Origin of the sequence: Caloranaerobacter sp. TR13 (assembly GCF_001316435.1) — a bacterium.
Taxonomy (GTDB): Bacteria; Bacillota; Clostridia; order Tissierellales; family Thermohalobacteraceae; genus Caloranaerobacter.
Genome location: NZ_JXLL01000002.1, coordinates 209,246 through 220,863, shown reverse-complemented (window position 1 = coordinate 220,863; position 11,618 = coordinate 209,246). Strand labels below are relative to the sequence as shown.

The following is an 11,618-nucleotide window of genomic DNA, read 5'->3' as shown; positions in this document are numbered from 1 at the left end:
TTCTATTCACCCTTTCTTCCGCCTACTGTCATAGATTGAACTCTAATGGTAGGTTGCCCTACATTAGCTGGAATACTACCACTAACTGAGCCGCACATTCCCTGGCCAAATCCTAAATTATTACCTACCATATCTATTTTTTTCAAAACTTCTAAACCATTGCCGATTAATGTAGCTCCTCTAACAGGTTTCTCTATTTTTCCATTTCTAATCAAATAACCTTCCATAACAGCAAAATTAAAATCACCAGTTGATGTATTTACTGAACCTCCACCCATATATTTTGCATATAAACCATATTCTGTATTAGCTATTATCTCTTCCTTAGTTGATTTACCATTAGCAATATAGGTATTTGTCATCCTTGAAGTCGGAGCATATTTGTAAGATTGTCTTCTGCCAGAACCTGTTGATTTTACTCCCATTCTTCTACCGTTCAACTTATCAACCATATAGCCTTTTAGTATTCCATTTTCAATAAGTATATTCTTCTGAGTCGGAGTACCTTCATCATCTATATTTTGTGACCCCCATGCATTTGGTATTGTACCATCATCTATTGCAGTAACAAGTTCTGATGCAACTTTTTCTCCTATTTTCCCTGCAAATATTGACGTTCCTTTTGCTACAGAAGTAGCTTCAAGTCCATGCCCACAAGCTTCATGGAATATTACACCACCAAAATCATTATCAATAATTACTGGCATTTTACCACTTGGGCAATAATCTGCATATATCATAGTTTTAGCAATCCTTGCTGCTTCTTTTGCATATTCTTCAATATTTATTTTCTCATAAAACTCAAACCCCATATGAGCACCAGGAGCATAAAATCCCGATTGCATTTCTCCATTTCTTGAAGCTACAGTTTGAATAGCTGTTCTCGTTCTTACTCTTTTATCCTCTACATAAAGACCTTCAGTATTAGCAATCAAAACATTTTGCTCTTCATCTAAATATCTAATAGTAACTTGAGTTATAACTTCATCATAATTTTTTGCTGCAAAATATGCTCTTTTCATCAAATCAATTTTTTTAGATTTCTCTATGGTACTTGGTAATAATACTATGTTATGTATGCTTTTTACATCGCTTTTCATCAAATTTAAAGTAATATCGCCTTTTGCTCCATTTAAAGCCAAAGCTGCCTCTTTTGCTACTTTCAAAAGATTTTCCCTTGAGGAATTGTTTGTATATGCATATACACTATTTGTTTTATTAAATATCCTTATTCCTATTCCAAAATCTCGTCCTGATACTGCTTTCTCAATCTTCCCACCTATCATTAAAAGACTATTATTAAATTTGTCTTCAACAAATATTTCTGCAAAATCTCCACCCGTAGATAGAGCCTCAAGCAAAACATCTTCTATTACTGATTTACTTAACATTTTAATTCCCTCCTTGTCCAATAATTAAACATATTCATACACAAACACATCTACCTGATAATTTTCAAAAGTTTCAAAACCAGCTTTATAAGCAGATTCTTTTATTTCTTGTATATCTGGACACATAAATGAAAGCCAATCATATCCACCTTCTAAATATTTTGAAAAGGCAAAATTGATACCATCTAGATAATACCCTTTTCCACCTAAATATGATATTGAAAGACCTTTCCCCTTTGCCTTTTTATTGCTTAGTATAATTGTAGAATTAATATTTTGGCCTTCTTTTAATACATATATTGAACCTTCATTTATCAATTCTTCAAGTAACTCTTCTGTTGCTTTCATGAATGTCCAATCAAATGATAAATATCCATTGCTAGCTTTTATTTCATTACTATTTAAAATATATTTGACTTCTTCAACTTCAGTTGCCTTCTCAAAATGCTTTACATTTGATAAGTTTAAATCAATCTCACCAGATTTATAAAAAAATCTAAATGCAGTAGTTTTTTTGAAGCCAAACTTTTCAATAATTTTTATGCTTTCATAGTTCTCTATATAAGTAGATAAAGCCAAAGATTTATATCCTTTTTTCTTAGCCTTATCAATATAATACTTGGTTATTTCTTTTCCTATCCCCATTCCTCTAGATTTGCTATCAACCCTTATCCCTTCAAGCCAATATTCTCCAGGTCTTAATACTGTAAATTTAGCAAAACCTTTTACTTTCCCATCAATTTCTGCTACTGTAAATTCTCCTTCTTTATCAGCTATCCAATCGTCTACAACTAATGGAATATAGTCATCCCCATCCCATATAGTCTTTGAGATGCCTAATATTGATTCCTTGTCTTTTTCTGTTGCTTTTCTAAGACTAATCATAGTTAAATACTCCCCCATCAAAATATTCTCTGTTAATAAAAATCTATCAATGAATCCAACTATTGTCAACAATTAACTTTTACAAAGCAAAATTTTAGCAGAGGTTTTTAATACCTCTGCCTGAAGTAGGTATTGTTTTAGCAATAGCAGCCAAATAGTATTACTAACAATAAGAAGAAGAACAATAAGCTATCGTCACCATCTCCACACCAATCACACTTATTAAAGAATAAAACTAGCAATAGAAAGAAAAATAATAAACTTTGATCATTATAGAACAATCCTTCAGCCACTCAAACTCCCTCCCCAAATATGTTATAGGTTTCGCCTAATATATACTATTCTAGAAGGGAGTTTTTGGTTACAAAACTTAACTAATATATATTATCAGATTTAATTATTTCCATTATTTTTTCTATTTTCTTAATTTGCTTATTGGTTTTATCATCCAAAACAGGTTTAAAACATTTTATAAAATTCACCATAGATTCAACCTTATTTACATTAGATTGAATAGACTTATTCTTGTATCCTGTTATATTAGCTTTTGCTTGATATATTCTTTCTTTAGAATCTACAGCCATACTAATTATTTTTTTATCTTTCTCATTCACATATTTTGATATCTCTTTTAATATTCTTTCTTTTCTCTGTATCCTGTCCATGCCTGATAATGTATTCACAACTTCTTTTGAATAATCACCATCTACAAGCCTGTTAATCTTATAAATTATTTCTAATACATCTTGTATTTTACTTAAAATTCTTTGGTCTTTTTCATAAAAGTAAGGTTTTATATTCTTCATCATCTCAATTCTATCTTTAACATTAATATTTCCTAAATCAATATTTAAATTTTTAACTCCAAATAAAAGGAATAAAGGTATTATTATTCCAATCGAACCAAATAGACTCTTAGTATTTTGACTTTCATTATTAAGTAGTTTATTATACATACTTAGATTTCACCTCTATTCTTTTTGGCATGTCTAGTCATTTCTAATATATTTTATGCAAATATAGAATAAAGGTGAAAAAAGTTATCAGCCAATAGCATGTATATTTTTCACATTTCCAATAAAGCGTTCTATCTCTTTTTTGCCTTTCAAAATATATATTTCTTTTTCTGTTAAGCAGTTTTCTAGCTTAGCTAATATTTCTGGCTTATTCTTAACTGGATATTGCCATATCCACTTTAAAAATTCCCAATCAATTTTTTCATCACATCCTTGAGTTATATCAGGTCTTGATTTTCTTCTATACATGAATCTTCTTTTTATTGCTCTATATATACAAAATAATCTTGACATATCAATAAAAATAACTGTATCAGCTAACTCCAGCCTCATATCTAATGTATTTCTATAATTACCATCTATTATCCATGAATCTTTTTCTAAAAATGCTTTTAACTTACTTAAAAACTCTTCTCTTGGCGCTTCTATCCATCCTGGTTTCCAATGGATTGTATCTAAATGCAAAACATCTATACCTGTTATTTCTCCTAATCTTTTGGCTAAAGTCGATTTTCCTGAGCCTGCTGACCCAAGAATTAATATTCTTTTCATTTCAACACCTCTTTATTTATATTGAATATAATTTCCTATGGATTATAGAAAACTACTTTTTAATTTCAATTTCTGACCATATATATCCACCATCATTAGTCTTGTATAAGTGCCAAGCTCCCCATTTTGAAGTATCTTGTCTGATAATCCAGCCAACATTACTATTAACCAATGTAAACTTTACATTCCCTTTAAGATTTATATCTATTGTAATTCTATCCCAATGTTGTGCTCCATTTTTTGTTTTATAAATATACTGATCATTAATAATCCATCCTTCTTGTAAATTAATAAAATCTATCGCAAATTTACCAGAAATAGTTATAGGTGTAGATGGCTTCCAACTGACTCCTCCATCTTTCGTTTGAAAGAAAACTATCTTACTTTCATCTTTTATATCTCCAGGAAATACTTCCCAAAATACACCCTCTCTATCTGAAAAGAATTTTGGCAGTGATATATGTGGGTTAACATTAAGCAATTCGATTTCTTTAGGAATTGGAAGTTTTTCTGCATGCCATGTGTAACCACCGTCTTTTGTAACATAAAACCATCTTTCATCTAGCGATCCATAATCTACTACTGTCCAACCAGTCTGTATATCATTAAAACTTATTCCAAATTTATGCCCAGCAAACGGCAATGCACCAGATGTTTTTTTATCTGGTTGATTTGTCATTATTTTTATCCAGTTATTCCCACCATCTCTAGTGAAAAAAATTTCTACAACTTCACTTCCTAAAGCACCGTCAGCATTTGCCATAAGCCATCCATTATTCTGGTCTATAAAATCTAATGCAGCAACATTCTTTATACCATTAAGTTCTTTAACATTCCAAGTTTGACCTTCATCAGCTGTCTTAAGGATTATTGCCTTGCGTTCATCTGTATTGCCTATTGCAATCCAGCCCGTGTTATAATTAATAAAGTCATATACAATACCATCTGGTAAATTTCCAATTGAAAAGTTAGGTGGAGTTACTTCACTCCATGTTTTCCCTCCATCAATAGTCCGCAAAATATTATTCTCTTCAAAAGCAAAACCTAACCTCTCATCAACCATTATGATATACTTAATTTCTAACGGTTGTTTTATTTCCTTCACTATATCAGTTTTATCATTTATTTTTTTAGTTGCTGACTCTTCTGTTTCTATAGGCAAGTTTTGCTCAACTTTATGCCTTGTTCTAAAAATAGGAAACACAAACAAAGCTAATCCAGCTAACACTATTATTAAAACTTGTTTCCAACGAACCATGTTTTTACATCTCCTATACATATTTAAAAGCCTAATCTAATTGATATAAACTACTTTCTTAAACGTTTACAATACTATAAAAACTGTCTCATTATCTACTGCTATCATAAATTACATATCTCTTCAATAATTTCAATTGCATCAACAACAAACTTTGGACACTGCGTTACAAAAAGTTCTTTCTCTTCTGCAATTCTCATTCCTTCTTCAGTACTTATATCACACTCTAATAATTCTTTACATATAACACTCCCATTACGTAATCTGAATTTTTTTAAGAATTCTTCTATAAGTGTGTATGTCTTTTCTTTTGCCAATTTATCTTCTGGATCTTTCGGTCCATATTTAAGCCCTATTACCATCAAGGCTCCAGTTACTGCTCCACATGTTTCCCCCTGTTTCATTCCTCCACCAAAACCACATGAAATCTTTAATGCTATTTCAGAACTTAATCCTAATTCTTTGCTGAACATTGAAAGTACTGCCTGTGAACAATTAAAACCTTTATTAAAACACGATATTGCATAATCTTTTTTATTCATTAGCATCTTCCTCTCACATGTTATTAATCTCTTTTGAGTTAATTTTAACATACAATATCCGTATCAATTAACATATTAAATCTATTTAAATAGAAAACTATTCGTCAAATGGAGTCGTACCCTTTGAATCCTTTATTAATATAACATATTGAAAATAATCAGTAGTGACTCCTCCAATAGGCTTTTTAACAAAATATAGTTTCTTATTAAAAGGTGAATCAGTTCCTATTAATCTAAATATAGTTATATCAGTCTTAGCAAATCTATTAAGAATACCAATATCCTTTATCGCTGAAACATTTCTTTTTACACCATATTTTTTACCCCATGTCATTCGGAAACAGTTAATATAACCATAAGCAATCGACAGTACTTTATCTTTCACCGGTGAATCATCTCTATTTAAATACATAGCAAATCTGTCCTTTTCGTCCATATATGAATGGCAAAGTCTTTGGTATACATGCTCCAATCCCCATTGCCCAAAATATTTTCCTTTAGGAAGTTGGTTATAAACTCTTTTAAAATTATCATATATACTCTGTTCTCTAATTATGTCAAAATCTGCTTCATATGCATTAATGCTATTTTCTATATTATCTACTACGATGCTAAAATCGAAAAATTTGTCTCCAAAATATTCCTTATAAATTATTTCGTTGTTTTTCATATCGTCTCGTAATAAATGAATTAATTTTCTTAATTCATCTTTATTTTTAATATTATTTTTTGAGTTCTTAAATCTCTCAATTGTCGGTTTAATCGATTCAGGAATTTCTCTGTTAGGTATTATTGAATATAGGTAAATAAGAGCAGTTTTAACCTGATGTTCTATATCTATACCTATTACTTTAATCTTTTTATTTTCTGGAAGTGTCATATTGTATTTGCGAAGTTTTTTCCAAAACTCATAAGATTCTTTATTCCATGATGCAGTGCCTTTTAAATTCCTGTATATTAATTCCAATAACTCTTCGTTCCCTGTTTCCATATATTCATTTATAAAAGCAGATTTGCTATATCCCATTTCACCCAAAAGATATCTTACATCAGCTTTTTGATTAAAATATTTTAATAAGGCTAACTGAATATCATAATTTTTAGCTATTGCATGACTTTCACCTGCTAAAAACACATCATATTTATCAATATCATTATCGAAAATACTTAAACCAGTCAAAGAACCATCTTTTAAATCTACACTAGAGCTGTTTTTCTCTAGAAAACTGTTTATCGAAAGTGCTTTATCATCAGATACTGTTTCTGTATTAAATTTATTATTTATATTTGTACAGCCTACTATAATACTAGTAATTAAACTAAATATTACAATTAGTAAAATAAATCTACTAACTCTATAAGGCTTCATTTTCCTAATCTAAAAAACTTATTATAATAAGTTTTTTAGATTTTACACCCCCTCATTTAACCTTTTTCTATATTTTAAAATTAAAATCTTGATGTTGACCCTTCAGAAGTTGCTCTATTAAAAGCTAACCTAAATATAATTAGCCCTACGATTAAATAAATCAAAGAATTTATCGATAGAAATACTATATCTTTTAATCCAACAAAATTTCCGTTAATAATTGTACTTTTCATTAAATCTGTTCCTTTCGTAAAAGGTAAAGCATAAAAAACATTTCTTAAACCCTTTGGAATATTTGAAAAGTCAATAATGCTAGTCCCTAAGAAAAAAATACTTATAATAAATGCAAGCTGTCCTGTTCGCTTATATCGAATTGTTATACCTCCTAATAGATATGAAAACCCAATTGTTCCAATTAACATAATCAAGAAAATAATTATTAAATCTTTATTTATCATCAAAGATACTCCAGTAGATAAAATCAATAATAAGCCCAATGGAAAAATTATCAAAACATTTATTAAAGAATACACAATCAGTTTGATAAAGTAAATTTTTATTATATTGTTATGAGTAAGACATAATTGTTCAAAAGTACCTTCTGATAATTCTCTATAAATACCATTGCTCATAAAGCTTATTGTAAATGTAAAGAAAAACCAGGACATATAACCAACTATTTGCATTGATATTATTTTTTCAATTTCTTCTTTAGGCATTTTGCCCATATTGTTCACTATAAAGAAATAAAGCCCCATAAATAAAATATAGTAGACTACTATATCAGTAAGAAAACTTAGCATGTATCTTTTTTTAAGTATAATACTTTTTCTCAATTCACTTTTAAATATTAATATTGCTTCTTGCATATTTCCCATCATCCCCTTTTATAATATCCATAAATACATCTTTAAGCTCAAAGTTAACTTTTTTGATATTAAATAGCTTTACAGAAAGACTATTTAAATAATTTAGGATTTCTAATATTTCATTATCTTCTTTTAAAGTAATTCTTATTTGAGTTTTGTTGTCACTTTCTTCCATATAAGCTGTAAAATTTTCATAAATATCGTTTTTAATCTCTTGTTGTAATATCTGAGTTTCTATTAAATATGTAATATTATCCGAATAACTATCAAGGAAACTTATATCCTTGTCTAATACAAGAATGCCTTTATGAATAATAGTTATTCGATTACATAAATCACTTACAAATTTTAAATTATGAGAGGTTATAATAATAATTCGGTCTTTTGAAATAATCTTTTTGATAATCTCTTCCATCGAATCAACTGATTCGACATCTAATCCTAATGTAGGTTCATCTAAAAATAAAATTCTAGGTTCATGAATTATCGCACAACATATTGCTACCTTTTGCTGCATACCTCTTGAAAGCTTACCACATTCAACATTTCGCTTTTCCTTCAGATTAAATATTTCTAAGTATTCATCCATTTTCTCTCTAATTTTTTTACAGCTTATACCTCTTAATCCTGCAAAATATTCCATATTTTCAATTGGTGTTAATCTCCAATAAATATTTCTGTTCCCTTCTAATACTGCACCAATATTTTTTATGTATTCTCTTCTGTTTCTATTAATAGATACTCCAAAAGCTTCTATCTCACCATTAGTCGGTTTTACTAACCCACAACTCATTTTAATAGTTGTAGTTTTACCAGCTCCATTCGGTCCTAAAAAACCTAATATTGTTCCTGTTTCAATATTTAAATTTAGCTTATTAACAGCTACAAGTTCCCCAAATGATTTGCTTATTTCTGTATATTTAAGCACTATAACCACTCCCTCATAATTTAAATATAAAACTTAATAAATTTATATATAATATCCTTTACTTACTTGATTTAATTAGCTTTATAAATATCCTCTAATACTTTTAACTTCTGTTCATATTCTTCAAGTGATAATAAACCCATATTTTTTAAATCCTCTAATATTTTTTTGTCTTTTTCATAATTTTTATTTCCCATTTGTTTAATAATTTTATAAACTAAATACTCTAATTCATAAGAAGTTAAAATTCCTACCTTTCTCAACCTTAAAAGTTTTCCCATTATTTCATTTGAAATAATTAAGCTCTTTTCCATATTTTGTCAAATAAATTAACTCTTGAAAGAATAGCTATGTTAAGTAAGAAAGAGATTAAAATAATTAAAAATAAAATAATTAACATTTAAAATCCCCCTTCAACTTCATCCAAACAATAAATCTTGTGCCCATCTGGCAAACTAAATACGCTAATTGTTTTTAAACCATTTATTCTATACCCTTTTATTTCATTATTCGATTTTATTACTTTTATCTTTTTACCATCAACCATTTCTTTCACATCTATAATTTTTTTATCAACTATATCTACTAAATAACCATTTTGAGTTTTATCAATATCAAGAAATGACCTTGGTATCACATGTAAATATGAACTATCTTTATTCTGTAAATCATTTATGATTGGCTTTTTTATTACAGATATTAATTGTACAAACTCATCTAAAGTAAAATAATTACTTTTTCTCACTTTATTTTTTTCTGCACCTCTTATTAACTTATCCCATACAATCAATTTCTGTTCTCTTTCATTTAAATGCATAATAAGTTTTCTGTCTCCAAAAACTGTTTTTTTAAATACAGTAATATTCATGCTTCTAATAGTTTTATCCTTTGATAAAAGCATAGTAAAGTTTCCAATCCAATACTTAGATTTATCAACATCATTACCTTCAACTGAAGCTAACACCTTTCCTAAATCAAAGCTTTCAAAGCTTAGTTCATCAATTTTTATAATATCTTTTTTATCTTTATTAAAAGTAAATGCTATTGAAGAAATAATTATAAATATTAAAATTACCATTACAATATAACTTTTTTTCATAAAATCACCTTTTAAGAATCAAATTTTTCAATCCTTCCCTTTATATGCATATAGTATTTTTATATTCTACATTTAATAGTAAATTCCTCCAAATATATCTATTTTTGTTTGAAATTTAACAACTTTTTTTAAATTGCAAAAAAAGAAGGTAGCGTTAGCCACCTTTCAATTTTTATTCATCAAACTAATATTCTCTATTTTAGTTGGTAGTGGCAATCAAAACGTCCCTTTGCCACTTATAAATCGCTTAGCCCTAATTCCATTCTAAGCTCAGCTAAAGATTTTATTGTAACTTTATTTTCATCTAAGTTAAGTAGTTTAATTGCTCTTTGTAAATCTTCTTTTTGCTTAACTTCTATCTCAAGATATGTATATGGATATGTTTCTTTATCCCAAGTATCTATATCAAAAATAATATCCTCATACTTATATTTAATTCTTTCCTTAGTTCCCTCATGTACAATTTTTAAATTTAATGACTCTAATATCTTTGTAAGTGCTTCTTTTTTTTCGACTTTAGTTTCTATTTCTAGATTTTCTCTAACACCATCTTTTGAAATATTTCTCTTTAACGTAAATATATAGCTAACCAAACCTTTGTCTAAATCTCTTTTTTCTCTGATTCTAAGATATCCATTTTGCTTATTCTTTATAACTCTATCTTCCGTATCAAAAATTGTATTAATTTGATATTCTCTACTTATAAGTTCTGCTCCTATTTCTTTTAACCTTTCTTCAATTTCATCTTTATCTATATCGAGTACCTTTACTTCCAATTCTTTAGCCATATCAATCAACCCTTTCAAACTTTATATTCTAAATAAGCATATGCTAACTCATATTGCTTAAAAGAATCCAACCACCAATAAGTATTAATATAGAACCAGGTATTTTCTCCTTAATATTTTCTTTAAAAAATATATACGTAAATATTAATGTTAAAATCATAGAAACTTGAGTTATAGGCTCTGCTATACTAAGTTCTATATTCTTTAAAGCAACTAACAAAAACAAATAAGAAAAACCATTAATACATCCACTGATTATTGATATACCTCTCTTAGCATTAAACACATCTTTTATATATTTTGTTTTCTTTGTAATTAACAGAAAAACAAGAAGATTTATAGATATAAAAAAGTACAATACAGTTGCATAAGTAACTGGATGTACTGTAACATAAAAATATTTGTCTAATATTCTACCCATTGACTGTAAAAAAACATATAAAAACATTAACCTACATGCTGTATTGTTAATTATATACTTTAACGATTTTAATGGATTTCCTTCCTTTTTTAAAATTGAAAGTCCAGTTACTATAATAACTATACCTACAAATTTTTCGATTGTAATTTGCTCATTTAAAAAAACAAAAGATAATATCATTAAAAATAAAGAATTTAGACTATTAATTGGTGTAACTAAAGATACTTCTCCAACAGATAATGAGGTAACATAAGCTACAGCACCTATTGTATAAAGTATACTGCTTATATAGCAAGGTATTAGAAAATCAAAATCGTTTATATTTATAAAAAAACTAAAAGGTAATAAGCTCAAAGCACCTATGAAAAAAAATAAAAATGTTGCACTTACATTTGAATAAATATTTTTTTGGTTATTACCTAATAACCTTACAACTATTCTCTCAAGTGATAATAGTAAAACTCTCCCAAGCAAAGCTATATAAGATAAAAACATACTTG

The 11,618-nt window shown here is 28.0% G+C and carries 14 protein-coding genes; all 14 read right to left on the bottom strand.

Annotated features, from left to right (window positions below; genetic code table 11):
• Positions 1 to 2 precede the first annotated feature (2 nt).
• Entirely contained in the window at positions 3 to 1,391 is a 1,389-nt protein-coding gene (locus tag TR13x_RS04095) for a TldD/PmbA family protein (protein WP_054870628.1), read from the bottom strand.
• A 24-nt stretch (positions 1,392 to 1,415) separates the two neighbouring features.
• The gene (locus TR13x_RS04090; protein ID WP_054870627.1) at positions 1,416 to 2,276 is read right to left on the bottom strand and encodes a GNAT family N-acetyltransferase; all 861 of its coding nucleotides are present in this window, start codon (positions 2,274 to 2,276) and stop codon (positions 1,416 to 1,418) included.
• A gap of 137 nt (positions 2,277 to 2,413) precedes the next feature.
• Positions 2,414 to 2,569 carry a hypothetical protein gene (locus tag TR13x_RS11235; RefSeq protein WP_200905815.1) on the bottom strand — a complete coding sequence of 52 codons (156 nt, stop codon included), beginning with the start codon at positions 2,567 to 2,569 and terminating at the stop codon, positions 2,414 to 2,416.
• An 81-nt stretch (positions 2,570 to 2,650) separates the two neighbouring features.
• Positions 2,651 to 3,232: a hypothetical protein gene (locus tag TR13x_RS04085; RefSeq protein WP_054870626.1), complete on the bottom strand. Its 582-nt coding sequence runs from the start codon at positions 3,230 to 3,232 to the stop codon at positions 2,651 to 2,653.
• Between the two features lie 87 nt (positions 3,233 to 3,319).
• The gene (locus TR13x_RS04080) at positions 3,320 to 3,844 is read right to left on the bottom strand and encodes a DNA topology modulation protein (protein WP_054870625.1); all 525 of its coding nucleotides are present in this window, start codon (positions 3,842 to 3,844) and stop codon (positions 3,320 to 3,322) included.
• 52 nt (positions 3,845 to 3,896) lie between these two features.
• Positions 3,897 to 5,102 (bottom strand): YCF48-related protein, encoded by a 1,206-nt coding sequence (locus TR13x_RS04075; RefSeq protein ID WP_054870624.1) that lies wholly within the window; start codon positions 5,100 to 5,102, stop codon positions 3,897 to 3,899.
• A gap of 104 nt (positions 5,103 to 5,206) precedes the next feature.
• Positions 5,207 to 5,644 carry a C-GCAxxG-C-C family protein gene (locus TR13x_RS04070; RefSeq protein WP_054870623.1) on the bottom strand — a complete coding sequence of 146 codons (438 nt, stop codon included), beginning with the start codon at positions 5,642 to 5,644 and terminating at the stop codon, positions 5,207 to 5,209.
• A 97-nt stretch (positions 5,645 to 5,741) separates the two neighbouring features.
• Positions 5,742 to 7,013 (bottom strand): erythromycin esterase family protein, encoded by a 1,272-nt coding sequence (locus TR13x_RS04065; protein WP_054870622.1) that lies wholly within the window; start codon positions 7,011 to 7,013, stop codon positions 5,742 to 5,744.
• Between the two features lie 80 nt (positions 7,014 to 7,093).
• Entirely contained in the window at positions 7,094 to 7,882 is a 789-nt protein-coding gene (locus TR13x_RS04060) for an ABC transporter permease (protein WP_054870621.1), read from the bottom strand.
• Positions 7,857 to 8,810 (bottom strand): ABC transporter ATP-binding protein, encoded by a 954-nt coding sequence (locus TR13x_RS04055; protein WP_054870620.1) that lies wholly within the window; start codon positions 8,808 to 8,810, stop codon positions 7,857 to 7,859. The genes TR13x_RS04060 and TR13x_RS04055 overlap by 26 nt, the downstream gene beginning before the upstream one ends.
• A 71-nt stretch (positions 8,811 to 8,881) precedes the next feature.
• Entirely contained in the window at positions 8,882 to 9,124 is a 243-nt protein-coding gene (locus TR13x_RS04050) for a hypothetical protein (protein ID WP_054870619.1), read from the bottom strand.
• Positions 9,125 to 9,210: 86 nt separating this feature from the next.
• The gene (locus tag TR13x_RS04045; protein WP_054870618.1) at positions 9,211 to 9,909 is read right to left on the bottom strand and encodes a hypothetical protein; all 699 of its coding nucleotides are present in this window, start codon (positions 9,907 to 9,909) and stop codon (positions 9,211 to 9,213) included.
• 236 nt (positions 9,910 to 10,145) lie between these two features.
• Positions 10,146 to 10,697 (bottom strand): class IV adenylate cyclase, encoded by a 552-nt coding sequence (locus tag TR13x_RS04040; protein ID WP_054870617.1) that lies wholly within the window; start codon positions 10,695 to 10,697, stop codon positions 10,146 to 10,148.
• Between the two features lie 43 nt (positions 10,698 to 10,740).
• A complete protein-coding gene (locus tag TR13x_RS04035) occupies positions 10,741 to 11,613 on the bottom strand; it encodes a DMT family transporter (RefSeq protein ID WP_054870616.1) in 873 nt (290 codons plus the stop codon).
• Positions 11,614 to 11,618 lie beyond the last annotated feature (5 nt).

What these genes read in the sequence shown, in the direction of transcription:
- TR13x_RS04085 (WP_054870626.1), bottom strand. Translation starts at nt 3,232, where the DNA reads ATGTATAATAAACTACTTAATAATGAAAGTCAAAATACTAAGAGTCTA.
- TR13x_RS04090 (WP_054870627.1), bottom strand. Translation starts at nt 2,276, where the DNA reads ATGATTAGTCTTAGAAAAGCAACAGAAAAAGACAAGGAATCAATATTA.
- TR13x_RS04035 (WP_054870616.1), bottom strand. Translation starts at nt 11,613, where the DNA reads ATGTTTTTATCTTATATAGCTTTGCTTGGGAGAGTTTTACTATTATCA.
- TR13x_RS04075 (WP_054870624.1), bottom strand. Translation starts at nt 5,102, where the DNA reads ATGGTTCGTTGGAAACAAGTTTTAATAATAGTGTTAGCTGGATTAGCT.
- TR13x_RS04080 (WP_054870625.1), bottom strand. Translation starts at nt 3,844, where the DNA reads ATGAAAAGAATATTAATTCTTGGGTCAGCAGGCTCAGGAAAATCGACT.
- TR13x_RS04045 (WP_054870618.1), bottom strand. Translation starts at nt 9,909, where the DNA reads ATGAAAAAAAGTTATATTGTAATGGTAATTTTAATATTTATAATTATT.
- TR13x_RS04095 (WP_054870628.1), bottom strand. Translation starts at nt 1,391, where the DNA reads ATGTTAAGTAAATCAGTAATAGAAGATGTTTTGCTTGAGGCTCTATCT.
- TR13x_RS04060 (WP_054870621.1), bottom strand. Translation starts at nt 7,882, where the DNA reads ATGCAAGAAGCAATATTAATATTTAAAAGTGAATTGAGAAAAAGTATT.
- TR13x_RS04065 (WP_054870622.1), bottom strand. Translation starts at nt 7,013, where the DNA reads ATGAAGCCTTATAGAGTTAGTAGATTTATTTTACTAATTGTAATATTT.
- TR13x_RS04070 (WP_054870623.1), bottom strand. Translation starts at nt 5,644, where the DNA reads ATGAATAAAAAAGATTATGCAATATCGTGTTTTAATAAAGGTTTTAAT.
- TR13x_RS04050 (WP_054870619.1), bottom strand. Translation starts at nt 9,124, where the DNA reads ATGGAAAAGAGCTTAATTATTTCAAATGAAATAATGGGAAAACTTTTA.
- TR13x_RS04040 (WP_054870617.1), bottom strand. Translation starts at nt 10,697, where the DNA reads ATGGCTAAAGAATTGGAAGTAAAGGTACTCGATATAGATAAAGATGAA.